A 21,822-nucleotide genomic window follows, 5' to 3' on the forward strand; every position below is an offset into this window, starting at 1 on the left:
GGGTCCGTCCACTATATTGGTTGAACCAATGAACCAGTCAAGTCCGCTGCGTCCACTCGATCGTCAACGCGTCGATGAACAGATCGCCGCGTCGATCACCGACGCCATCCTCGACGGCGCGTTCCCGCCGGGCTCGGCCCTGCCGCCGGAGCGTGAACTGGCCGAGCAACTCGGTGTCAACCGCACGTCGCTGCGCCAGGGCCTGGCCCGGCTGCAACAGATGGGTTTGATCGAGGCCCGCCACGGCAGCGGCAACGTGGTCGCGGACCCGCAGGCGCTCACCCACCCGGCGGTGGTCGAGGCGCTGGTCCGCAAGCTGGGGCCCGAGTTCCTGGTGGAGCTCTTCGAGATCCGGGCCGCGCTGGGACCGCTGATCGGGAGGTCCGCCGCGCGTCGCGGCGCCCCCGAGGACGCCGGGATCCTGCGCGCGGCATTGGCCGCGGTCCGGGAGGCCGACGGCCCGGCGGCGCGCCAGGCCGCCGACCTCGCCTACTTCCGGGTGCTCATCCAGCAGAGCGGCAACCGGGCGCTGGCGTTGCTGTATCGCTGGGTCGAGCACGCCTTCGGCGGCCGCGAGCACGAGCTCACCGCCGCCTACGACGACGCTGCGCCGGTGGTGGCCGGGCTCAGTGCGATCACCGACGCCGTGCTGGCCGGCGACGAGGCCGCGGCCGCCGCCGCGGTCGAGGACTACCTGCGGGCGAGCGCGCAGCGAATGGTCTTGTCGTACAACAAGAAGCGCGCGACCTGACGGGGGCTATTCGGCGAGGCGGGTGGCCGGGTGCACCGCGACGAGTCCCAACTTGCCGCGCCGCTTGCACATTGCCGCCAGCTCGGCGTACGCCTTGGCGCCGAGCAGCTCGGTGAGCTCGTCGGCCATGCTCTCCCACACCTGCTTGGCGCCGACGTGGGCGCCCGGGTCGCCGGTGCAATACCAGTGCAGGTCGGCGCCCCCCGAGCCCCAGCCGCGCCGATCGTATTCGGTGACAGTGGTTTTCAGGATCTCGGTGCCGTCGGGCCGCGTCACCCATTCCTGGCTGCGCCGGATCGGCAACTGCCAGCAGACGTCGGGCTTCATGGTCAGCGGCGCGACGCCCAGCTTGAGGGCCTTGCTGTGCAGCGCGCATCCGACGCCGGCGGGAAAGCCCGGCCGGTTCAAGAAGATGCAGGCGTCCTTGTGTTTGCGGGTGCGGTACTGGGGTGTCCCGTCGTGCTCGTCGAGTTCCAGATACCCCTTGCGGCCCAAGCCCTTCTCGCGGAATTGCCAGTCCTCGTCGGTCAGCTGCTTCACGGCGTCGTCGAGGCGGGCGCGGTCGTCGTCGTCGGACAAGAACGCCCCGTGCGAACAGCATCCGTCGTCCGGGCGGCCGGCCACCGTGCCGTGGCAGGCGGGCGTGCCGAACACACACGTCCACCGGGACAGCAACCAGGTGAGGTCGGCCGCGATCAGGTGCTCGGGATTGTCGGGGTCGTAGAACTCCACCCACTCACGGGCGAAGTCCAGCTCGACCTCGTGTCCCGGCTCCGGGTAGGAATTCGCCACGGGTCCACGTTAGACGACGATTCCGGCTCTCCGAGCCGCTGACACTCGGGGCCCGACCGCGCAACGTCGGCAAGCTCCTGCGCGGGCCGCAAAGCGGGGCCCGCCCATACCCGACTAGGTTGTTTTCCGTGCGATTGGGCGTGCTCGACGTGGGCAGCAACACGGTTCACCTGCTGGTGGTTGATGCGCACCGTGGTGGGCACCCCACGCCCATGAGTTCAACGAAGGCCACGCTGCGTCTGGCCGAGTCGATCGACAGCTCCGGCAAGATCACCAAGCGCGGTGCGGAGAAGCTGATCTCCACGATCGACGAGTTCGCCAGGATCGCGGACAGCTCCGGCTGCGCCGAGCTGATGGCCTTTGCGACGTCCGCGCTGCGCGACGCGGTGAACTCCGACGACGTGCTCACCCGCGTCCGCAAGGAGACCGGCGTCGAGCTGGAGGCGCTGAGCGGGGTCGACGAGTCGCGGCTGACCTTCCTGGCCGTGCGCCGCTGGTACGGGTGGAGCGCCGGCCGGATCATCAACCTCGACATCGGCGGCGGCTCGCTGGAGATGTCCAGCGGCGTCGACGAGGAGCCCGAGGTGGCCCTGTCGCTGCCGCTGGGCGCCGGCCGGCTGACCCGCGAATGGCTGCCCGACGATCCGCCCGGCCGTCGCCGGGTCGGCATGCTGCGCGACTGGCTGGACGCGGAGCTGGCCGACTCGGCGGTGACGGTGCTCGAAGCCGGCGCCCCGGACCTGGCGGTGGCGACGTCGAAGACGTTCCGCTCGCTGGCCAGGCTCACCGGCGCGGCGCCCTCAGCCGCCGGACCGCGGGCGAAAAGGACGCTCACAGCAAACGGCCTCAGGCAACTCATATCTTTCATCTCTAGGATGACGACCGCTGACCGGGCAGAACTGGAGGGGGTGAGCGCCGAGCGGGCGCCGCAGATCGTGGCGGGTGCGCTGGTGGCGGAGGCGAGTATGCGAGCGCTGTCGATTGAACAGGTGGATATCTGCCCGTGGGCATTACGGGAAGGTCTCATCTTGCGCAAACTCGACAGCGAAGCCGACGGAACGCCCCTCATGAAGCGATCCGTGCGCGATGCTGGAGGGCAGGCAGGTGATCGGGACGGCAACCGATCGAGAGGCGACAAAGGATGACCGGACCACACTCCGAGACCGAGAGCCCCGGGACTCGGCCGATCTCGGTGGCCGAACTTCTGGCCAGGAATGGAACCATCGGCGCCCCGGCCGTGACGCGGCGGCGGCGCCGGCGGCGCGGCGATAGCGACGCGGTGACCGTCGCCGAGCTGACCGGCGAGATCCCGGTCATCCGGGACGACGACGAGGACCCGCGCACGGCCGGGCAGCGGCGCGCGGAACCCGCCGCCGAGCAACGCGTCGCCGAGCGGGCCGAGCCCGAGCCGCAAACCGAGGACCGGCCCGCGGCCGCGTTCTGGTCGCAGCCGGAGCCGCGCTGGCCCAAGTCGCCACCGCAGCCCAAGAAGGCACCCGGGCCGGAGCGCAGCGCTTACCCGCGCCCCCTGAGCCATCTCGAGGCCGGGGAGACCAACGGCACCGGTCAATCCGGTGCCGAGGGCATGAACCCCGACCCGCTGGACCACTACACCGACCTTCCGGTCGACGTGATGGATTCGGAGGTGCGCGAAGCCGAACCCGCGCTGGAGGACTCCGCCTACGTGCGCTCCTACCTGCGCACCGAGACCGACGAGGCCGACGAGGACGCAGATCCGCTGGCCGCCGGATTCGCCCCGGCGAGCGGCTGGTCCGCCCGGCCAGCCGAGGAGCACCTCGAGGACGAGGCCGCGGCCACCGACGTCCACCCGGCCACCGGCCGGTTCGAGGCGCTGTGGCGCGGCAGCCTGGTCGTATTCCAGTCGATCCTGGCGGTCGCCTTCGGCGCCGGATTGTTCGTCGCCTTCGACCAGCTGTGGCGCTGGAACAGCATCGTGGCTCTGGTGCTCTCGGTGCTGGTGATCCTTGGCCTGGTGGTCGGCGTCCGGGTGGTGCGCAAGACCGAGGACATCGCCAGCACGTTGATCGCCGTAGCGGTGGGGGCGCTGATCACCCTGGGCCCGTTGGCGCTGTCGTTGCAGTCAGGCTAGGCGGACCCGGAACCACATAGACCGTTGCGCCCAGCTATCAAAGTCGGACTCTCCACGGCTTCGGTGTACCCGTTGCGGGCCGAGGCTGCGTTCGAGTACGCGGCCCGGCTCGGCTACGACGGGGTCGAGCTGATGGTGTGGGCCGAGTCGGTCAGCCAGGACATCGACGCCGTGCAGAAGCTGTCCCGGCGCTATCGCGTACCGGTGTTGTCCGTGCACGCGCCCTGCCTGCTGATCTCCCAGCGGGTGTGGGGCGCCAACCCGATTCCCAAGCTGGACCGCAGCGTGCGGGCCGCCGAACAGCTCGGCGCGCAGACCGTCGTCGTGCACCCGCCGTTTCGCTGGCAGCGTCGCTACGCCGAGGGATTCAGCGACCAGGTCGCCGCGCTGGAGGCGTCCAGCGACGTGCTGATCGCTGTGGAGAACATGTTCCCCTTCCGGGCGGACCGGTTTTTCGGGTCGGGCCAGTCGCGCGAGCGGATGCGCCGGCGTGGTGGCGGCCCCGGCCCGGCGATATCGGCGTTCGCGCCCTCCTACGACCCGCTGGACGGCAACCACGCGCACTACACGCTCGATCTGTCCCACACCGCGACCGCCGGCAGCGACTCGCTGGACATGGCGCAGCGGATGGGCGGTGGGCTGGTCCACCTGCACCTGTGCGACGGCAGCGGCCTGCCCGCCGATGAGCACCTGGTGCCCGGACGCGGCACGCAGCCCACCGCCGAGGTGTGCCAGATGCTGGCCGGCAGCCACTTCGCCGGCCACGTCATCCTGGAGGTGTCGACGTCCAGCGCGCGCAGCGCCAACGAGCGCGAGAGCATGCTCGCCGAATCCTTGCAGTTCGCCCGCACGCACCTGCTGCGCTGACATATCCAGGAGACCATGAACGCGCTATTCACCACCGCAATGGCCTTGCGGGAGGTCGCCCCCGGCGTCTTTGACGGCGAACTCGACAAGCACTGGACCATCGGCCCCAAGGTGCACGGCGGCGCCATGCTGGCGCTGTGCGCCAAGGCCGCCCGCAGCGCCTGCGGCGGAGAGCCGGACGGCCTGGAACCGGTCCAGCAACCTGTCGCGGTGTCGGCGAGCTTCCTGTGGGCCCCCGATCCGGGGCCGATGCGGCTGGTGACCTCGATCCGCAAGCGCGGCCGCCGGATCAGCGTCGTCGACGTCGAGCTCACCCAGGGCGACCGCACCGCCGTGCACGCCGTGGTCAATCTGGGGGAGCCGGAGCACTTTCCGCCCGACGGCGCCGCCAAGCCGCTGCTGTCGGCCAATCCGGTGGTGGAGCTGATGGCGCCCGAGCCGCCCGACGACATCGCGCCGATCGGGCCCGGCCATCCCCTGGCCGGCCTGGTGCACTTGGGCGAAGGCTGCGACGTGCGACCCGTCCTCTCGACCCTGGGGCCGTCCGCCGACGGCGGCCCACCGGTGATCCAGATGTGGGCGCGCCCCCGCGGCGTGGCCCCCGATGCGCTGTTCGCGCTCATGTGCGGGGATCTGTCGGCGCCGGTGACCTTCGCCGTCGAACGCACGGGCTGGGCTCCCACCGTCCAGCTGACCGCCTTCCTGCGTGGCCTGCCCGCCGACGGGTGGTTGCGAATCATCGCGACGTGCACGGAGATCGGGCACGACTGGTTCGACGAGGACCACACCGTCGTCGACAGCCTGGGCCGCCTCGTGGTGCAAGCCCGCCAACTGGCGTTGGTCCCTGCCGCCGGGTAGCCGCCGGTGTCTGCGATGCTGTCGGGCATGGCAAGAATCGCGATCGTCGGCGGCGGCAGCATCGGGGAGGCGCTGCTGTCGGGTCTGCTGCGCGCGGGCCGGCAGGTCAAAGACCTGGTGGTGGCCGAACGGGTGCCGGAGCGCGCCGAGTATCTGGCCGCCACCTATTCCGTGCTGATCACCTCGGTGGCCGATGCGGTGGAGAACGCGTCCTTCGTCGTGGTCGCGGTGAAACCCGGCGATGTCGAGCCGGTGATGACCGAGCTGGTCCGGGCGGCCGCCGCGTCCGAGAGCGACACCGCCGAGCAGGTGTTCGTCACGGTCGCGGCGGGGATCAGCATCTCGTACTTCGAGTCGAAGCTGCCCGCCGGCACGCCCGTGGTCCGGGCGATGCCGAACGCGGCGGCCTTGGTCGGCGCGGGGGTGACCGCGCTGGCCAAGGGGCGGTTCGTCACCAACCCGCAGCTCGAGGGGGTCTCGGCCCTGTTCGATTCCGTCGGCGGCGTGCTCACCGTGCCGGAAGCCCAGATGGACGCCGTGACCGCGCTCTCGGGGTCCGGGCCGGCATATTTCTTCCTGATGGTGGAGGCCCTGGTGGACGCCGGTGTCGCCGCGGGCCTGAGCCGGGAGGTGGCGACCGACCTGACGGCGCAGACGATGGCCGGATCGGCGGCCATGCTGCTGGAACGGATGGACGCCGAGCGGCGGCCGGGCGAGGGGGAGGTGCCGGGATTGCGCGTCGACGCCACCCCCACCCAGCTGCGGGCGACCATCACTTCGCCTGGTGGCACCACCGCGGCCGGCCTTCGCGAGCTGGAAAAGGGCGGCCTGCGGGCGGCCGTCGACGCGGCCATTCAGGCCGCCAAAACCCGCTCTGAGCAGCTAAGAATTACATCGGAGTAATCCAAGAATTTTGAACTGATTGTCCCCCACCAGTACCAGTAACCCCATTAGTCCCGCTATTCTCCTCTTTGTATGCACGTGTGGGGCCAGCGGAGGGGAAGCCGCTGGCATTGCGCGGGCCTGACACGATTGGGTTGCGATGACGTCTACGAACGGGCCATCGGCGCGAGATTCTGCTGGTAAGCGGGACACCGGTTCCGGCGAAGGCCAGCAGGGCAGGACACAATTTCTGACCGTCGCCGAGGTCGCGGCGTTGATGCGGGTCTCGAAGATGACGGTGTACCGACTGGTGCACAACGGCGAGCTGCCCGCGGTCCGGGTCGGGCGGTCTTTCCGGGTGCACGCCAAGGCGGTGCACGACATGCTCGAGACGTCGTACTTCGACGCGGGCTGACCTGAATCCGGCGGCGCGCTGAGCGCGCGCGGCCGGCCAGCCATGCGCTTCGCGGCTCCCCGGCGGTCATGACGCCGGTTTGGTGTTCGGTGCGTCCCGCCGGGTAAAGTGTCCCGGTCAATCCTGCAAGCAGGTCACGGGTCAGATAGCGGAGTTCATGGGTTCAGTAATCAAGAAGCGGCGCAAGCGCATGTCGAAGAAGAAGCACCGCAAGTTGTTGCGCCGCACCCGGGTGCAGCGCAGAAAACTCGGCAAGTAGGGCCCCCGCGGCGTCACGCTGCGGTCTCTCCCAGTCGATAGGCTGTTTGGGTGGATCAGTCCAGTGGGGAAGGCGCCGGAACCGGCGACACCGCGAGCAACACGGTGCATTACCCCAAAGTTGTGCTGGTTACCGGTGCGTGCCGGTTCCTGGGCGGCTACCTGACCGCCCGGCTCGCGCAGAACCCGATGATCAAAGGGGTCATCGCGGTGGACGCGATCGCGCCCAGCAAGGACCTGCTGCGCCGGATGGGCCGCGCCGAGTTCGTTCGGGCCGACATCCGGAATCCCTTCATCGCCAAGGTAATTCGTAACGGCGACGTCGACACTGTGGTGCATGCGGCGGCGGCGTCGTACGCCCCGCGGTCCGGGGGCACCGCGGCGTTGAAGGAAATCAACGTGATGGGCGCGATGCAGCTGTTCGCGGCCTGCCAGAAGGCGCCGTCGGTGCGCCGCGTCGTGCTCAAGTCGACGTCTGAGGTGTACGGGTCCAGCGCGCACGACCCGGTGATGTTCACCGAGGACAGCACCAGCCGCCGGCCGCTGCGTGGCGGCTTCGCCAAGGACAGCCTCGACATCGAGGGCTACGCGCGCGGCCTGGGACGGCGCCGGCCCGATATCGCCGTGACGATCCTGCGGCTGGCCAACATGATCGGTCCGGCGATGGACACCACGCTCTCGCGGTACCTGGCCGGGCCATTGGTGCCCACGATGTTCGGCCGGGACGCGCGGCTGCAGTTGCTGCACGAGCAAGATGCGTTGGGCGCACTGGAGCGCGCGGCGATGGCGGGCAAGGCCGGCACCTTCAACATCGGCGCCGACGGGATCGTCATGCTGTCGCAGGCGATCCGCCGTGCGGGGCGAATTCCCTTGCCGGTGCCGGGTTTTGGCGTCTGGGCGCTGGATTCGCTGAGGCGGGCCAATCGCTATAACGAGATCAGCCGCGATCAGTTCGCCTACCTGAGTTACGGCCGGGTCATGGACACCACCCGGATGCGCTCGGAGCTCGGTTTCCAGCCGAAATGGACGACTGCCGAGGCGTTCGACGACTACGTCCGGGGTCGCGGCATGACTCCCATTATCGACCCGCATCGGGTACGCTCCTTGGAAGGTCGCGCCATATCTTTAGCTCAGCGCTGGGGTAGCCGAAATCCAGTTCCGTAGGGTGGGGTCAGGTAGGTATCGTGGCGGGTGAATCCAGAGCCAATGTCATTCCACTGCACACGAATCGGGGCCGGGTAGCCGCGCGACGGAGAGCCGATCAGCGCGCGGAGTCATCTCGCCAGCATCCGTCGTTGCTTGGGGACCCTCACGGTGGGGCGTCGGCCGAACAGCTCGCCGCCGTCGTCCGCGAAATCGATGAGCACCGTCGCGGCGCGGCCGCGGGCTCGGCGGAGGTCCCGCTCAACGAACTGGCCCAGCGCGTCGCCGCGGTCGCCGGATTCCTGCGCCAGCGGATCACGGGTGACTACACCGTTGACGAGTTCGGCTTCGACCCGCATTTCAACAGCGCGATCGTCCGGCCGTTGCTGAGGTTCTTCTTCCGGTCGTGGTTCCGGGTGGAGGTCAGCGGTGTCGAAAACCTGCCCAGCGAAGGGGCCGCGTTGGTGGTGGCCAACCATGCCGGGGTATTGCCGTTCGACGGCTTGATGCTCTCGGTCGCGGTCCACGACGAGCATCCCGCGCAGCGGGACCTGCGGTTACTCGCGGCGGACATGGTGTTCGACCTGCCGGTCGTGGGCGAAGCCGCCCGCAAGGCGGGCCACACCATGGCCTGCACGACGGACGCGCACCGGCTGCTGGCCGCCGGCGAGCTCACCGCCGTGTTCCCCGAGGGCTACAAGGGCTTGGGCAAGCGTTTCGAGGACCGCTACCGGCTGCAGCGCTTCGGTCGCGGTGGCTTCGTGACGGCGGCGCTGCGCACCAAGGCGCCGATCATCCCGTGCTCGATCATCGGGTCCGAAGAGATCTACCCGATGCTGACCGACGTGAAGTTGCTGGCCCGCCTGTTCGGCCTGCCCTACTTCCCGATCACGCCGCTGTTCCCCCTGGCGGGTCCGGCCGGCCTGGTGCCGCTGCCGTCGAAGTGGCGGATCGCGTTCGGCGAGCCGATCTACACCAACGACTACGCCGCCTCGGACGCCGACGACCCGATGGTCACCTTCGAGGTGACCGATCAGGTCCGCGAGACCATCCAGCAGACGCTGTACCGGCTGCTCGCGGGCCGTCGCAACATCTTCTTCGGCTGAAATCCTTCGTTTTCCGGTTCTGAGCGCTTCGCGATACGGCCCATTCGGTGACGCGAAAACGCCCCGGCGCCAATGGCTTCCGGGGCGTTCTCGGGCGAATTACTTGACCAGCGTGAACTGGCAGACGTTGGTGTAGCCGTCGCGGAACAGGTCCGAGCAGCCCCGCAAGTACTTCAAGTAGATGTCGTAGGTCTCCTGCCCCTTCAGGGCAATCGCCTCTTCCTTGTGCGCCTCGAGGGCATCCCCCCAGGCGGTCAGCGTCGGGACGTAGTTCTTGCCGATGAAGTGGTGTCGCTCGATCTTGAAACCCGCGTCAGTCGCGTACTTGTCGACCAGGTCGACCTGGGGCAACTTTCCGCCCGGGTAGATCTCCTTCAAGATGAAGCTGATGAACCGCAGCAGGGTCATGTTCACCTGCAAGCCCATCGCCCTGCCTTCTTCGGCGGAGGGCACGACGATCGAGTGCAGCAGCATGCGGCCGTCGTCGGGCAGCAGGTCGTAGTACTTCTTGAAGAAGGTGGCGTAACGCTCGTATCCGGCGTCGCCCGCTCCGTCGGCAAAGTGCTCGAACGCGCCCAGCGACACGATGCGGTCGATCGGTTCGTCGGGGAATTCCTCCCAGCCCTGGATCCGCACCTCTTTGCGGCGGGGGCTGTCCATCTTCTCGAACTCGGCCACACAGTGGGCGTATTGGTTCTCGCTCAGCGTCAGGCCGATGACGTTGACGTCGTACTCGGCCACCGCGTGCCGCATGGTCGAGCCCCAGCCGGAGCCGATGTCGAGCAACGTCATGCCGGGCTGGAGGTTGAGCTTGTCCAGCGCGAGCTTGCGCTTCGCGTACTGCGCCTCTTCCAGCGTCTTGGTCAGATTCTGCGGGTCCGGATTCTCGTCGAAGTAGCCGCAGCTGTAGGTCATCGACGGGTCAAGCCACAGCTTGAAGAACTCGTTCGATTTGTCGTAATGAGATCGGACCGCCTGGACCGGCGGCTTCAGCTGGGTGCTACCCATTTCCCCCTGTGAAGTCATTAATTTGACCCTACTTTCCGGCTGATATGGATGCAATCGCGGCCACTGTTGCGTCAGTGTCGGCTTGAGTTGTGGCTTCCCCCAGCATCGTCACGACGCTGGTGATAAGCGGCTCCCCATCGGCGTCGGTGACTTCGCTGCGGATCTCAGCGAGCACGGTGCCATGGGATTCGATCACCGAGTCGAGATAGGTGTCGAAGTACAGCTTATCTCCGGCCACGATCGGCCGGTGGAATTTGAACTTCTGATCGCGGTGGATCACCCGGGCGATGTTGATCGGAATGCTGAACTTGGTGAAGATCTCGAGCTGCACGCGCCGTCCGGCGATGGCAAGGAATGTCAGCGGGGCCAGCAGCGAGTCATACCCGGCAGCGGCGGCTTCCTCCTCGCTGAAGTGCGTCGGATGATCGTCCTTGACCGCGAGCGCGAACTCCCGGATCTTCTCGCGTCCGACCAGGAAATAATCCGGTGCCCGGTAGTGGCTGCCGATCAGTCCTTCGGCTTCTTTGGGGGTCGTCATGCCGCTGTCGCTCTCCGCTCGAATAGTCTCAGCGGCGCAGCCTATCAGCGCGATTGTCGCCGGGATGCCACCGCGGCCAGTGCGCCGCCGGCCGCTCCCAGCGCCAATGCCGAGGGCACCCCGATCCGCGCGGCCTTGCGGGCGGTGCGAAAGTCACGGATCTCCCAGCCGCGTTCGCGGGCCAGGGTGCGCAGGCGGGCGTCGGGATTGATGGCAACGGCCGTGCCCACCAGCGACAGCATGGGCACGTCGTTGAAGCTGTCCGAGTAGGCGGTACAGCGTTTGAGGTTGAGCCCCTCCCGGATCGCCAACGACCGCACCGCGTGCGCCTTTCCGGTGCCGTGCAGGATGTCGCCGACGAGCCGGCCGGTGAATACGCCGTCGACGGACTCGGCGACGGTGCCCAGGGCGCCGGTCAGGCCGAGCCGCCTGGCGATGGTCGCCGCGAGTTCGTAGGGCGTTGCGGTGATCAGCCACACCTGCTGGCCCGCGTCGAGATGCATCTGGGTCAGCTCGCGGGTGCCCGGCCAGATCTTGTCGGCGATGATCTCGTCATAGATCTCTTCGCCCAGGGCCACCAGCTGCTCGACCGATCGGCCCTCGATGAAAGCGAGCGCTTTGCGCCGGCCGGCGGCGACATCGTTGCTGTTCTCCTTGCCGAGAATCTGGAATTTCGCCTGGGCGTAGATGAAGCCCAGGACGTCGCGATAGGTGAAGTAGTTGCGCGCCGCGAGCCCGCGGCCGAAGTGCACCGCCGAGGAGCCCTGCACCAGCGTGTTGTCCACGTCGAAGAAGGCGGCCGCGGTCAGGTCTATCGGCGGCTGCGGGCGATCCTCGTCGGCGGCGGTTTCCGCCCGCAGGCCTTCCAGCGCGCGGGCGGCGCTGGCGTCGGCGGTGAGCGACTCCAGGTCAACCCGACCGGCGTCTCCGTTGACCGGGCCAGAGGAAGTCATCGCCAAACCTCCTAGATCGCTGTGTTGCCTGGCGACCCAGTGGGTCCCGACATTCAACCCTATCCGGAGGGGGCGGGGAGTGGTTCATGCCGAGTGTGACGTTAGCTTCACGTTGGGCGCCGAGCGTGAAGCTAGCTTCACGTTCGGCGGGCTGGGTGGTCTTGATCGCTGAGTCCGCGAGACGTTGACGGTGAATCATTCCGACGGGAGTCCATTCTCTCCTGTCTAATTGACGTCTAACTTTCACCGAACCCGGCCATCGAAGTGATGCTTTTAGGCATGCCGTCGAGTAGCGCTGCAGTTAGCTCTTCGAATGACAAAGCGAGGATCTCCATCCTCGGTTCTTCCGAAGGGAACGTATATGCAAACGAGTCGGGGTCGCCCTTGAGCGTGTAACGCTTGAGATACCGTCCGACGGACTCCTTATCGAGGGTGGGCATCTCTGTACACAACAAGTCGATTACGTCTGGGCCCGCCAGGCCGACTTCTAATTGCTGGTTGAGGCCCCGATCGTCCCATTGAATAAATAGCGTATTCAGCCGGAGGCCGCTGCGAAGGCTGTCTCCCATCCGCAAGATCACGTATTTTCCTGCATCAACAAAACGCGAAAATATAGCGGAAATTTCTTCGGATCGCTGGGCGGCACGTTCGTGCTTCAACGACCGTAACACGCGGAAGCAACCTCCACGCATCGGCGCAATAACCCAAGCGGACCAATCGCCAAATTCGGCCCATTGGGGCCATTCTCTTATCTTGTCCCAATAATCTGAACGGAGGTACAAACTGCCCTCATGCCAGTCGGGCTCTTCGTATGGGCCTCGGCCTTCTGAGTTCGCAAGCCTGCGCCAAAGGTCATAATAGGACGCTAGCTCTGCGAAGCCTTCGGAAGCGGCTGTGCCGCCAAATTGCATATTCATTGGGGAGGTTCCTCCTCGTCGGCCGCCTACGGCCGATGCTGCACAGCCCGTTGCGGGTGCCCGCCATCGCCTCGAGCAGCTTGGCCGCTGCGCCGTCATATCTACGGCCCAGCGCTGCGCCCACCGGATCGTCGCCGGCCATGCCGACGTTGCCTGCCAGCGCCGCCGGTCAGGGACGACATCACGGATCCCAGGGACTCACCGGTGGTGAGCACCGTGACACCGGCGCGGTCGATGGCTACCGGGTCACACGCCAGCGGCGCCATCCGCTCACGACCACATACCGAGATTCGTCGACATCGCCCCGGTGTAGTTGCCGTGCGCTGTCGTGGCTGCCTTCTCGAGTTGCGCCAAGGCCTCACGCATCATCGCCTCGCCGCGCACCCAGTGCTGATGCGCCTCAGCATGGGCGGCCGCAGCCTGTCCCGTCCACGTGGTGTGCAAACGCGTTACGCGAGAGTCGATTTCGGTGATCATGTCTTCGGCATAGCGTTGAAACGCCGCCATCCGCTGCACCGCGTCGGCCAACGCCTGGGGGTCCACCCGAAATGCCTCAGCCACCGCGCACCGCCCGTTCCGCGTGGGCGGAGCCTGCCTCGTTGCTCTGATAGCCCTCGCCCGCCTGGCCCACCAGATGCGCCAGCAGCGACAAGCCCTGTTGCACCTCACGAGCGCCCCGGTGCCACAGCTCCCACGCCGAGGCATACGCCGTCCCCGACGCGCCCTGCCAGCCGCCCAACATCTGGCCCACCTGATCGTCGAGGGCGCTCAGCTCGGCCGAAAGATGCTCGGCCGCGCCACCGATGGACGCGGCGTGGCTTTGCATCACCCCCGGATCAACACGCAGCGTCTCGTCGGCCATGACCGGAACATAACGCCTGGTAGGTGGGCCCACAAGTCACCGATGCGACACTGGAGCCCATGACTGAAGCGACCGGCCGACCACGGGTTGAGCTGCTGACCCGCGACGGCTGCACCATCTGCGAGCGGGTCCATGACCGGCTGAAGGAACTGGCGCCCGAGCTGGGCTTCGAGCTGTCGACGACCGACGTCGACACCGCCGCGGCGGCCGGCAATCCGGCGCTGCGGGCCGAGTTCGGCGACCGGCTGCCCGTGATCCTGCTCGACGGCCGCGAGCACAGCTACTGGGACCTCGACGAGCCCAGGCTGCGCGCGGATCTCGCGAGATGAGGGCGGCCGGGCAATTATTTGGTGGCCCACCTGTTCAACGATTACCTTGGAAACCAGTTCAACTACTGGAGGAAGCAAGGGAGCTGGCCAGGTGATGCTGCCGTGAGCGTCTTGCTTTTCGGGGTTTCGCACCGCAGTGCGCCGGTCTCCGTCCTGGAACAACTCACCATCGACGAGTCCGATCAGGGCAAGATCGTCGACCGGGTGTTGCAGTCGCCGCTGGTCACCGAGGCGATGGTGCTGTCGACATGCAACCGGGTCGAGGTCTACGCGGTGGTGGATGCGTTCCACGGCGGGCTGGCCGCAATCGGGCAGGTGTTGTCGGATCACTCCGGAATGTCGATGGGGGACCTGACCAAATACGCGTACGTCCGTTACAGCGAGGCCGCCGTCGAGCATTTGTTCGCGGTGGCCAGCGGCCTGGACTCCGCGGTGGTCGGTGAGCAGCAGGTCCTCGGCCAGGTGCGCCGCGCGTACGCCACCGCGGAAACCAATCGCACTGTCGGCCGGGTGCTGCACGAGCTGGCCCAGCGGGCGCTGTCGGTGGGGAAGCGGGTGCATTCGGAGACCGCCATCGACGCGGCCGGCGCCTCGGTGGTGTCGGTCGCCTTGAGCATGGCCGAACGCCGGCTGGGCGGCCTGGACGGCAAGACCGCGGTGCTGGTCGGCGCCGGCGCGATGGGCGCCCTGGCGGCAACCCACCTGACCCGGGCCGGCATCGGGCACGTGCACGTCTTGAACCGGTCGTCGTCCCGGGCGCAGCGTTTGGTCCGCAAGATCCGCGAGGCCGGCGTGCGGGCCGACGCCATGCCACTCGACCGCTTGGCCGACGCGGTGGCCGACGCCGACGTCATGGTCAGCTGCACGGGCGCGGTCAGCCCGGTGGTCACGCTGGCCGACGTGCACCACGCGCTGGCCGCCGCGCGCCGCGACGAGACGGCCCGTCCGCTGGTGATCTGCGACCTGGGCATGCCGCGTGACGTGGACCCGGCCGTCGCCGGTCTGCCCGGTGTGTGGGTCGTCGACGTGGACCGCGTGCAGCACGAGCCGTCGGCGCACGCCGCGGCCTCCGACGTCCACGCCGCGCGCCACATCGTGGCGGCCGAGGTCGCCGCCTACCTGGCGGGGCAGCGGATGGCGGAGGTCACCCCGACCGTGACCGCGCTGCGTCAGCGCGCGGCCGACGTGGTGGAGGCGGAGCTGCTGCGCCTGGACAACCGGCTGCCCGGCCTGGAGAGCGCTCACCGTGAGGAGGTGGCGCGCACCGTGCGCCGGGTGGTGGACAAGCTGCTGCACGCGCCCACCGTGCGGATCAAGCAACTGGCCAGCGCCCCCGGCGGGGACAGCTACGCCGAGGCGCTGCGCGAACTCTTCGAACTCGACCAGACCGCGGTCGACGCCGTCGCTGCAGGCGAATTGCCCGTCATATCAACGGGATTCGACGCGGGAACCTCAGAAACGTCGGTCGAGTAGCCGATTGCCGAACGTGATCCGGATAGGCACCCGGGGCAGTCTCTTGGCCACCACCCAGGCCGGCGTCGTCAGGGACGCCTTGATCGCCAACGGTCATCCGGCGGAGTTGGTGATCGTCACCACCGCCGGCGACCGCTCGTCGGCGCCCATCGAGACCCTGGGGGTCGGCGCCTTCACCACCGCGCTGCGCGAGGCCATGAGCGACGGCCGCGTGGACGCCGCGGTGCACTCCCACAAGGATTTGCCCACGGCGGAAGACCCGCGGTTCACGGTGGCGGCGATACCACCCCGCAACGACCCCCGCGACGTGGTCGTGGCGCGCGACGGGCTGGTCCTCGCGGAGTTGCCACCCGGTTCGCTGGTGGGGACGTCGTCCCCGCGGCGGGCCGCGCAGCTTAGAGCATTGGGTCTCGGTTTGGAAATCCGCCCCCTACGAGGCAACCTAGATACCAGGTTGAACAGGGTAAGCAATGGTGATCTCGACGCGATCGTGGTGGCTCGGGCCGGACTGGCCCGGCTCGGTCGCCTCGACGATGTCACCGAGACGCTAGAGCCGGTGCAGATGTTGCCAGCACCGGCTCAGGGCGCGCTCGCCGTCGAATGCCGCGCCGGTGATGGATTGGCGGCAGTGCTGGCGGAGTTGGACGACGCCGACACGCGCGCGTCGGTCACCGCGGAGCGAGCCCTGTTGGCCGAACTGGAGGCGGGTTGTTCCGCACCGGTGGGCGCGATCGCGGAGGTGGTCGAGTCCATCGATGAGGACGGCCGCGTCTTCGAAGAGCTGTCGCTGCGCGGATGCGTGGCGGCGCTGGATGGGTCCGACGTGATCCGCGCGTCCGGCATCGGCGCCGCCGATCGGGCGCGAGAGCTGGGGATCTCGGTCGCCGCGGAGTTGTTCGAACTCGGCGCCCGAGAACTCATGGCCGAGGCGCGGCAGGACCCGGCACGGGGAAATTAATTGCGAACGACGTGGGAGCGACAATGACGACGCGAGGGCGTAAGCCGAGACCCGGACGCATCACGTACGTGGGTTCCGGTCCCGGTGATCCGGGACTGTTGACCACCCGGGCCGCGACGGTATTGGCGAACGCCGCCCTGGTGTTCACCGACCCCGACGTGCCGGAGCCGGTGCTGGCGCTGATCGGCAAGGACCTGCCGCCCGTTTCCGGCCCGGCGGCGCCCGCCGACGCAGCCGGTAACGGCGAGGCCGGCGGCGGCGCGGAGCAGCCCGCGGTGATCTCGGCCGGTCCGGACGTCCGCCCGGCGCTGGGCGAGCCCGCCGAGGTGGCCAAGACGCTGACCGCCGAGGCCCGCGCCGGCGCCGACGTGGTGCGGCTGGTGGCCGGCGACCCGCTGACGGTGGACGCCGTCATCACCGAGGTGAACGCCGTCGCGCGAAGCCACCTGCACATCGAGATCGTGCCCGGCCTGGCGCCCACGGGCGCCGTGCCCACCTATGCGGGTTTGCCGCTGGGTTCGTCGCACACCGTCGCCGACGTGCGCGACCCACATGTGGACTGGGACGCGCTGGCCGCGGCGCCCGGCCCGCTGATCCTGCAGGCCACCACGTCGCACCTGGCCGACGCGGCCCGCACCCTCATCCAGCACGAGCTGGCCGAGTCCACCCCGTGCGTGGTGACCGCGCACGGCACCACCTGCCAGCAGCGGTCGATCGAAACCACGCTGGGCGGCTTGACCGACTCGGCCGTGCTGGGCGGGACGGACCCGGCAGGCCCGTTGACCGGGCCGCTGGTGGTGACCATCGGCAAGACGGTGGCCAGCCGGGCGAAGCTGAATTGGTGGGAGAGCCGCGCGCTGTACGGCTGGACCGTGTTGGTGCCCCGCACCAAGGACCAGGCCGGGGAGATGAGCGAGCGGCTGACGGCCTACGGCGCGCTGCCGATCGAGGTCCCGACCATCGCCGTCGAACCGCCGCGCAGTCCCGCGCAGATGGAGCGGGCCGTCAAGGGTTTGGTCGACGGCCGCTTCCAGTGGGTGGTGTTCACCTCCACCAACGCGGTCCGCGCGGTGTGGGAGAAGTTCGGCGAGTTCGGCCTCGACGCCCGCGCGTTCTCGGGCGTGAAGATCGCCTGTGTCGGCGAGTCGACGGCCGACCGGGTCCGGGCGTTCGGGATCAGCCCCGAGCTGGTGCCGGCCGGCGAGCAGTCGTCGCTGGGTCTGCTGGACGACTTCCCGCCCTACGACAGCATTTTCGACCCGGTGAACCGCGTCCTGCTGCCGCGGGCCGACATCGCCACCGAGACGCTGGCCGAGGGGCTGCGCGAACGTGGCTGGGAGATCGAGGACGTGACCGCCTACCGCACGGTGCGCGCCGCCCCGCCGCCGGCCGAGACGCGGGAGATGATCAAGACCGGCGGTTTCGACGCCGTGTGCTTCACCTCCAGCTCCACGGTGCGCAACCTGGTCGGCATCGCCGGCAAGCCGCACGCGCGGACGATCATCGCCTGCATCGGCCCCAAGACCGCCGAGACCGCCGCCGAATTCGGTTTGCGGGTGGATGTGCAGCCCGAAACCGCCGCTGTCGGTCCGCTGGTCGACGCTCTGGCCGAGCACGCCGCGCGGTTGCGCGCCGAGGGCGCGCTCCCGCCGCCGCGTAAGAAGAGCCGCAGGCGCTAGGCCGTGGCTGCCGGACGGCCGAGTTGGGGGTGCTCCCCCACAAGTGGGAGGTGCCCACACCCGCTTGCGAGGGAGCGTGTTTGTACACCGACACGCCGTCGGGGCCGGCATTTTGCGCACGCTCGGGGCGACGTCGCGCGATGAGCGCGTACCCGCGGCAGCGTCCGCGCCGGCTCCGCTCCACCCCCGCGTTGCGTCGTTTGGTGGCGCAAACCTCTTTGGAGCCAAGGCATTTGGTCCTGCCGATGTTCGTGGCCGACGGCATCGACGAACCCCGGCCGATCGCCTCGATGCCGGGCGTCGTGCAGCACACCCGCGATTCGCTGCGCAGCGCCGCCGCCGATGCCGTCGCCGCCGGGGTGGGCGGGCTGATGCTCTTCGGTGTGCCGCGTGACGAGGACAAGGACCCGTCGGGGTCGGCCGGCACCGACCCCGACGGCATTCTCAACCGCGCCCTGCGCGACCTGGCCAAGGACCTCGGCGACGCCACGGTGTTGATGGCCGACACCTGCCTCGACGAGTTCACCGACCACGGCCACTGCGGTGTCCTGGACGCCAGGGGCCGGGTGGACAACGACGCCACCGTGGTCAGGTACGTGAAACTGGCTGTGGCGCAGGCGGACTCGGGCGCACACGTGGTCGGGCCGAGCGGAATGATGGACGGCCAGGTGGCCGCCATCCGCGACGGCCTGGACGCCGCGGGCCACACCGACGTGGCGATCTTGGCCTACGCCGCGAAGTTCGCCTCGGCGTTCTACGGCCCCTTCCGCGAGGCCGTCAGTTGCAGCCTGTCCGGCGACCGGCGCACCTACCAGCAGGAGTCGGGCAACTTCCGCGAGGCGCTCCGCGAGATCCGGCTGGACCTCGACGAGGGCGCGGACATGATCATGGTCAAACCCGCGATGAGTTACCTCGACGTGGTCGCCGCCGCGGCCGACATCTCACCGGTACCGGTGGCCGCATACCAGGTGTCGGGTGAGTACGCGATGATTTGCGCTGCGGCCGCGAACAATTGGATCGACGAGCGCGCGGCGGCCCTGGAGTCGTTGACCAGCATCCGCCGCGCGGGGGCCGATATCGTGCTGACCTATTGGGCCGCGGACGCGGCCGGTTGGCTTTCGTGAGATGGGGCTTGCGTTGAATTCCGATACTGCAGCGAGGGGCGCCGAACCGAGGCGGTTGTTCTACGAGCCCGGCTCCAGCTGGTGGTGGGTCGCATGGGGCCCGGTCGCGGCGGGCGCAATGATCCTGATCGAGGTCTGGAGCGGCGCACCCGTGTCCTTCCTCATTCCGGTGATCTTCTTGGTGCTGGTGTCGGGGTTCGTCGGGTTGCAGGTCAAGGCGGCACGGATCCACGTCTCGGTCGAGCTGACCGAAGACGCCCTGCGGCAAGGCACGGAAACCATCCTGGTGCGCGAGATCCTCAAGGTGTACCCGGAACCGGAACATCACGAAGCCTCCGGGAAGGAGCTGGCGCAGTGGCAGTCGTCCCGGGCGCTCGGCGAATTGGTCGGCGTGCCCCGCGGACGGATCGGCATCGGCCTCAAGCTCACCGGACGTCGCACCGCACAAGCCTGGGCCCGCCGGCACCGTGAGCTCCGCGCGGCGCTCACCCCGCTGGTTCAGGAGCGGGTCGAACCCGCCGATGTCACCGACGCCGATCGTGACGACGACACCGGGTCCGCACCGTGAGCGCCCGATACGGCAGCGCCCGGGCCCTGGTCGAACTCGGCCTGGCCTGCGCGGCGCTCGTCGGCGCGGGGGTGAGTTGGGCGCACTCGCATCACACGGTGGGGGTGGCGCCCATCGCCGACGGGCAGCCGTTCACCAAATCGGTGGTGTACGACCCTCAGCTGCTGTTGCTCACCCTGCTGCTGCTGACGAGCGCGGGTGTGCTCGCGGTGGTCGGGATCGCCAGGCGGCGCCGGGAGCGGCGCGTCAAGACGTCCTGAGTAGCGACAGGGCGAGCCGACGACGCCTGGCGATGGAGTCGGCCACCTCGTGCAGCGCCTCGTGCACCGAGCAGGCGCCGGACAATTCCGTCCCGCCGACGCCCAAGGATTCGGTGACCGCCGGGCTCGCAACCAGTGTCCACTGCACCCCAGCGGCCCGGCAGTCCTCATCGAAGGTTTCCAAGAGCGAGATGCCCGCCTCGGCGAATTGGCTCACATCGCCCATGTCGAGCACCACCCGGTCTTCCCCGAGGATGAAACGACGAATGTGCTCGCCGAGCTGCTCGGCATTGAAGGCGTCGATTTCACCCCGGATGCTCACCACGGTCGCCAGCTGACGGCGATGGGCCCGCACCCGGGCGCCGCCGCAGTGGAAGATGCCGTTTTGCTCTCGCGTCAGCACATCGGCGATCGTCATGGGCACCCCTCATTCTCCGTGCCGCTCGCTATGCCTTCTGACGCTAAACCCCAAGGTTAAGGGGGCTGACAGTCACACCTAACGTTTCGCTAAGAAGCGATTCTCGCCGCGACTTCAGCCGCTTTCGAGCAAAGTTCGCGGGGTGCCGATTTCCGGCGAAAGACCGCGTGCCACACCACAACCGTCCGCGCGTCGAGGCGATTGCGCTGCTAGGCTGCCATGGCTACCGGTTGCGAGGCGGGGGCTGGTGAAATCGCCCGGTCGGCCGAGCTAGTACGTGAACAGCGGAGTCCAGGCGGAAAGAGCATCGTGCGCGGCGCAGAGATCAGGGGAGAGATCAAGGCCCTGACGGGACTGCGCATCGTGGCCGCGCTGTGGGTCGTGCTGTTCCACTTCCGGCCCATGCTCGGCGACGTGGGGTCCGATTTCCGCGACGCCCTCGCGCCGGTGCTCAACTGCGGAGCCCAGGGCGTCGACCTGTTCTTCATCCTCAGCGGATTCGTCTTGACCTGGAACTACCTCGACCGGATGGGCCGGTCATGGTCCACGCGTGCGACCCTGCATTTCCTCTGGCTGCGGCTGGCCAGGGTGTGGCCGGTGTACCTGGTCACCCTGCACCTCGCCGCCCTGTGGGTGATCTTCACCCTGCACGTCGGTCACGTGCCGTCGCCCGACGCCGGTCAGCTCACCGCGATCAGCTACGTGCGCCAGGTCCTGCTGGTGCAGTTGTGGTTCGTCCCGTTCTTCGATGACTCCAGTTGGGACGGCCCGGCCTGGTCGATCAGCGCCGAATGGCTGGCCTACCTGCTCTTCGGCCTGCTGGTCCTGGTGATTCTGCGGATGAAACAGGCGACGCGGGCGCGCAGCCTGATGGTGCTGGCGTTCGCCGCGGCGTTGCCGCCCGTGGTCATGTTGCTGGCCAGTGGCCACTTCTACACGCCGTGGAGCTGGTTGCCCCGGATCGTCACGCAGTTCACCGCCGGCGCACTGGCCTGCGCGGCGGTGCGCAGGCTGCGGCTGACCGATCGCGGCCGCCGCGTCGCCGGGTACGTGTCGCTACTGCTGCTGGCCGCCATGGTGGGCGTCCTCTATTGGTTTGACGCGCACCCCATCTCCGGTGTCGTGGAGAACGACAGCGGCGGGGTGGTCGACATCCTTTTCATTCCGTTGGTGATCACGCTCGCGATCGGCGTCGGCAGCCTGCCCAGGGTGCTCTCAACCAGGTTGATGGTGTACGGGGGGCAGATCTCGTTCTGCCTGTACATGGTTCACGAGCTGGTACACACCGCGTGGGGATGGTCCGTGGAGCAGTTCGAGTTGCGGCCGCAGGACAATCCGTGGAAGTGGAACGTCATTGGCCTGCTCGTGATCGCCGTGGTGATCTCGGTCGTGATGTATCACTTCGTCGAAGAGCCCGCCCGTCGCTGGATGCGCAGGATGGTCGATGTCAAGGCCGTGACGGCCAGAAGCGAACCCGACGAGGCGCCGAGCGGCAAGGTCCATCCGATCGACCGCTCGCTGGAAGCGGTCTCGGTTCGCGCGGTGTGACCGTT

Annotated in this window: 26 protein-coding genes and 1 pseudogene; 18 read left to right on the top strand and 9 right to left on the bottom strand. The window is 68.3% G+C overall.

Features of this window, described 5'->3' with window-relative positions; genetic code table 11:
• Nucleotides 1–28 precede the first annotated feature (28 nt).
• Nucleotides 29–751 (top strand): FadR/GntR family transcriptional regulator, encoded by a 723-nt coding sequence (locus G6N37_RS23055; RefSeq protein WP_179961866.1) that lies wholly within the window; start codon nucleotides 29–31, stop codon nucleotides 749–751.
• 6 nt (nucleotides 752–757) lie between these two features.
• Here the strand turns inward: G6N37_RS23055 and G6N37_RS23060 are convergent, their stop codons facing one another.
• A complete protein-coding gene (locus G6N37_RS23060; RefSeq protein WP_163683708.1) occupies nucleotides 758–1,543 on the bottom strand; it encodes a hypothetical protein in 786 nt (261 codons plus the stop codon).
• A 128-nt stretch (nucleotides 1,544–1,671) separates the two neighbouring features.
• Between G6N37_RS23060 and G6N37_RS23065 the strand changes: the two genes are divergently transcribed.
• The 9 genes from G6N37_RS23065 (at nucleotide 1,672) to G6N37_RS23105 (ending at nucleotide 9,182) form a co-directional block, all read left to right on the top strand.
• Nucleotides 1,672–2,688, top strand: coding sequence for a Ppx/GppA phosphatase family protein (locus G6N37_RS23065; RefSeq protein ID WP_174813879.1), 1,017 nt, complete (start codon nucleotides 1,672–1,674; stop codon nucleotides 2,686–2,688).
• Nucleotides 2,685–3,653 (top strand): hypothetical protein, encoded by a 969-nt coding sequence (locus G6N37_RS23070; RefSeq protein WP_163683709.1) that lies wholly within the window; start codon nucleotides 2,685–2,687, stop codon nucleotides 3,651–3,653. Before G6N37_RS23065 ends, G6N37_RS23070 begins: the two co-directional genes overlap by 4 nt.
• 24 nt (nucleotides 3,654–3,677) lie before the next feature.
• On the top strand, nucleotides 3,678–4,520 hold the full coding sequence (locus G6N37_RS23075; protein ID WP_163683710.1) for a sugar phosphate isomerase/epimerase family protein: 843 nt from the start codon (nucleotides 3,678–3,680) through the stop codon (nucleotides 4,518–4,520).
• Nucleotides 4,521–4,535: 15 nt separating this feature from the next.
• Entirely contained in the window at nucleotides 4,536–5,378 is an 843-nt protein-coding gene (locus tag G6N37_RS23080; RefSeq protein ID WP_163683711.1) for a thioesterase family protein, read from the top strand.
• Between the two features lie 27 nt (nucleotides 5,379–5,405).
• Nucleotides 5,406–6,281 carry a pyrroline-5-carboxylate reductase gene (gene proC / locus G6N37_RS23085; RefSeq protein WP_174813880.1) on the top strand — a complete coding sequence of 292 codons (876 nt, stop codon included), beginning with the start codon at nucleotides 5,406–5,408 and terminating at the stop codon, nucleotides 6,279–6,281.
• Between the two features lie 139 nt (nucleotides 6,282–6,420).
• Complete coding sequence (locus tag G6N37_RS23090; protein WP_046185670.1) at nucleotides 6,421–6,675, top strand: cell division/environmental response transcriptional regulator; 255 nt, start codon at nucleotides 6,421–6,423, stop codon at nucleotides 6,673–6,675.
• 157 nt (nucleotides 6,676–6,832) lie between these two features.
• Nucleotides 6,833–6,934 (top strand): 30S ribosomal protein bS22, encoded by a 102-nt coding sequence (locus tag G6N37_RS23095; protein ID WP_003402602.1) that lies wholly within the window; start codon nucleotides 6,833–6,835, stop codon nucleotides 6,932–6,934.
• 50 nt (nucleotides 6,935–6,984) lie between these two features.
• Entirely contained in the window at nucleotides 6,985–8,097 is a 1,113-nt protein-coding gene (locus G6N37_RS23100) for an SDR family oxidoreductase (RefSeq protein ID WP_163683712.1), read from the top strand.
• A 20-nt stretch (nucleotides 8,098–8,117) separates the two neighbouring features.
• Nucleotides 8,118–9,182, top strand: a complete 1,065-nt coding sequence (locus G6N37_RS23105) for a lysophospholipid acyltransferase family protein (protein ID WP_163683713.1) — start codon at nucleotides 8,118–8,120, stop codon at nucleotides 9,180–9,182.
• Between the two features lie 99 nt (nucleotides 9,183–9,281).
• Here the strand turns inward: G6N37_RS23105 and G6N37_RS23110 are convergent, their stop codons facing one another.
• The 7 genes and pseudogenes from G6N37_RS23110 to G6N37_RS23140 form a co-directional block, all read right to left on the bottom strand.
• Entirely contained in the window at nucleotides 9,282–10,208 is a 927-nt protein-coding gene (locus G6N37_RS23110; RefSeq protein ID WP_163683714.1) for a cyclopropane mycolic acid synthase family methyltransferase, read from the bottom strand.
• Between the two features lie 10 nt (nucleotides 10,209–10,218).
• Entirely contained in the window at nucleotides 10,219–10,728 is a 510-nt protein-coding gene (locus G6N37_RS23115) for an FAS1-like dehydratase domain-containing protein (protein ID WP_163683715.1), read from the bottom strand.
• A gap of 44 nt (nucleotides 10,729–10,772) precedes the next feature.
• Nucleotides 10,773–11,681 (bottom strand): HAD family hydrolase, encoded by a 909-nt coding sequence (locus G6N37_RS23120; protein ID WP_163683716.1) that lies wholly within the window; start codon nucleotides 11,679–11,681, stop codon nucleotides 10,773–10,775.
• A gap of 236 nt (nucleotides 11,682–11,917) precedes the next feature.
• Nucleotides 11,918–12,598, bottom strand: coding sequence for a hypothetical protein (locus tag G6N37_RS23125; RefSeq protein WP_232075158.1), 681 nt, complete (start codon nucleotides 12,596–12,598; stop codon nucleotides 11,918–11,920).
• 31 nt (nucleotides 12,599–12,629) lie between these two features.
• Nucleotides 12,630–12,864, bottom strand: a pseudogene (locus G6N37_RS26405) (hypothetical protein); the annotation flags it as partial.
• A 4-nt stretch (nucleotides 12,865–12,868) separates the two neighbouring features.
• Nucleotides 12,869–13,159 carry a WXG100 family type VII secretion target gene (locus tag G6N37_RS23135; protein ID WP_163683717.1) on the bottom strand — a complete coding sequence of 97 codons (291 nt, stop codon included), beginning with the start codon at nucleotides 13,157–13,159 and terminating at the stop codon, nucleotides 12,869–12,871.
• Complete coding sequence (locus G6N37_RS23140) at nucleotides 13,152–13,460, bottom strand: WXG100 family type VII secretion target (protein ID WP_163683718.1); 309 nt, start codon at nucleotides 13,458–13,460, stop codon at nucleotides 13,152–13,154. Before G6N37_RS23140 ends, G6N37_RS23135 begins: the two co-directional genes overlap by 8 nt.
• Before the next feature lie 59 nt (nucleotides 13,461–13,519).
• Here G6N37_RS23140 and G6N37_RS23145 point away from each other — a divergent pair, with 59 nt between their 5' ends.
• The 7 genes from G6N37_RS23145 (at nucleotide 13,520) to G6N37_RS23175 (ending at nucleotide 19,851) form a co-directional block, all read left to right on the top strand.
• Entirely contained in the window at nucleotides 13,520–13,789 is a 270-nt protein-coding gene (locus tag G6N37_RS23145; protein WP_163683719.1) for a glutaredoxin family protein, read from the top strand.
• A gap of 102 nt (nucleotides 13,790–13,891) precedes the next feature.
• On the top strand, nucleotides 13,892–15,262 hold the full coding sequence (locus tag G6N37_RS23150; protein WP_163683720.1) for a glutamyl-tRNA reductase: 1,371 nt from the start codon (nucleotides 13,892–13,894) through the stop codon (nucleotides 15,260–15,262).
• Nucleotides 15,263–15,275: 13 nt separating this feature from the next.
• Nucleotides 15,276–16,220: a hydroxymethylbilane synthase gene (gene hemC, locus G6N37_RS23155; protein ID WP_163685412.1), complete on the top strand. Its 945-nt coding sequence runs from the start codon at nucleotides 15,276–15,278 to the stop codon at nucleotides 16,218–16,220.
• 23 nt (nucleotides 16,221–16,243) lie between these two features.
• Nucleotides 16,244–17,899: a bifunctional uroporphyrinogen-III C-methyltransferase/uroporphyrinogen-III synthase gene (locus G6N37_RS23160; RefSeq protein ID WP_163683721.1), complete on the top strand. Its 1,656-nt coding sequence runs from the start codon at nucleotides 16,244–16,246 to the stop codon at nucleotides 17,897–17,899.
• Nucleotides 17,900–18,039: 140 nt separating this feature from the next.
• Nucleotides 18,040–19,023: a porphobilinogen synthase gene (hemB, locus tag G6N37_RS23165; protein ID WP_163683722.1), complete on the top strand. Its 984-nt coding sequence runs from the start codon at nucleotides 18,040–18,042 to the stop codon at nucleotides 19,021–19,023.
• Between the two features lies 1 nt (nucleotide 19,024).
• A complete protein-coding gene (locus G6N37_RS23170) occupies nucleotides 19,025–19,591 on the top strand; it encodes a DUF3093 domain-containing protein (protein WP_232075160.1) in 567 nt (188 codons plus the stop codon).
• The gene (locus tag G6N37_RS23175) at nucleotides 19,588–19,851 is read left to right on the top strand and encodes a hypothetical protein (protein WP_163683723.1); all 264 of its coding nucleotides are present in this window, start codon (nucleotides 19,588–19,590) and stop codon (nucleotides 19,849–19,851) included. Before G6N37_RS23170 ends, G6N37_RS23175 begins: the two co-directional genes overlap by 4 nt.
• On the opposite strand, the gene G6N37_RS23180 is transcribed toward G6N37_RS23175, so the two are convergent.
• Nucleotides 19,838–20,269, bottom strand: coding sequence for an STAS domain-containing protein (locus G6N37_RS23180; protein ID WP_163683724.1), 432 nt, complete (start codon nucleotides 20,267–20,269; stop codon nucleotides 19,838–19,840). The two genes, G6N37_RS23175 and G6N37_RS23180, sit on opposite strands and share 14 nt — an antisense overlap.
• A gap of 309 nt (nucleotides 20,270–20,578) precedes the next feature.
• On the opposite strand from G6N37_RS23180, the gene G6N37_RS23185 reads away from it, so the two are divergent.
• Nucleotides 20,579–21,817 (top strand): acyltransferase family protein, encoded by a 1,239-nt coding sequence (locus G6N37_RS23185; protein WP_174813881.1) that lies wholly within the window; start codon nucleotides 20,579–20,581, stop codon nucleotides 21,815–21,817.
• Nucleotides 21,818–21,822 lie beyond the last annotated feature (5 nt).

This window comes from Mycobacterium seoulense (assembly GCF_010731595.1).
Classification (GTDB): Bacteria; Actinomycetota; Actinomycetes; order Mycobacteriales; family Mycobacteriaceae; genus Mycobacterium; species Mycobacterium seoulense.

Bases quoted from the DNA above. Each gene is read 5' to 3' on its own strand.
- G6N37_RS23055 (WP_179961866.1), top strand. From the start codon at position 29: ATGAACCAGTCAAGTCCGCTGCGTCCACTCGATCGTCAACGCGTCGAT.
- G6N37_RS23070 (WP_163683709.1), top strand. From the start codon at position 2,685: ATGACCGGACCACACTCCGAGACCGAGAGCCCCGGGACTCGGCCGATC.
- G6N37_RS23080 (WP_163683711.1), top strand. From the start codon at position 4,536: ATGAACGCGCTATTCACCACCGCAATGGCCTTGCGGGAGGTCGCCCCC.
- proC (WP_174813880.1), top strand. From the start codon at position 5,406: ATGGCAAGAATCGCGATCGTCGGCGGCGGCAGCATCGGGGAGGCGCTG.
- G6N37_RS23090 (WP_046185670.1), top strand. From the start codon at position 6,421: ATGACGTCTACGAACGGGCCATCGGCGCGAGATTCTGCTGGTAAGCGG.
- G6N37_RS23095 (WP_003402602.1), top strand. From the start codon at position 6,833: ATGGGTTCAGTAATCAAGAAGCGGCGCAAGCGCATGTCGAAGAAGAAG.
- G6N37_RS23110 (WP_163683714.1), bottom strand. From the start codon at position 10,208: ATGACTTCACAGGGGGAAATGGGTAGCACCCAGCTGAAGCCGCCGGTC.
- G6N37_RS23115 (WP_163683715.1), bottom strand. From the start codon at position 10,728: ATGACGACCCCCAAAGAAGCCGAAGGACTGATCGGCAGCCACTACCGG.
- G6N37_RS23120 (WP_163683716.1), bottom strand. From the start codon at position 11,681: ATGACTTCCTCTGGCCCGGTCAACGGAGACGCCGGTCGGGTTGACCTG.
- G6N37_RS23125 (WP_232075158.1), bottom strand. From the start codon at position 12,598: ATGAATATGCAATTTGGCGGCACAGCCGCTTCCGAAGGCTTCGCAGAG.
- G6N37_RS23140 (WP_163683718.1), bottom strand. From the start codon at position 13,460: ATGGCCGACGAGACGCTGCGTGTTGATCCGGGGGTGATGCAAAGCCAC.
- G6N37_RS23145 (WP_163683719.1), top strand. From the start codon at position 13,520: ATGACTGAAGCGACCGGCCGACCACGGGTTGAGCTGCTGACCCGCGAC.
- G6N37_RS23160 (WP_163683721.1), top strand. From the start codon at position 16,244: ATGACGACGCGAGGGCGTAAGCCGAGACCCGGACGCATCACGTACGTG.
- hemB (WP_163683722.1), top strand. From the start codon at position 18,040: ATGAGCGCGTACCCGCGGCAGCGTCCGCGCCGGCTCCGCTCCACCCCC.
- G6N37_RS23170 (WP_232075160.1), top strand. From the start codon at position 19,025: ATGGGGCTTGCGTTGAATTCCGATACTGCAGCGAGGGGCGCCGAACCG.
- G6N37_RS23180 (WP_163683724.1), bottom strand. From the start codon at position 20,269: ATGACGATCGCCGATGTGCTGACGCGAGAGCAAAACGGCATCTTCCAC.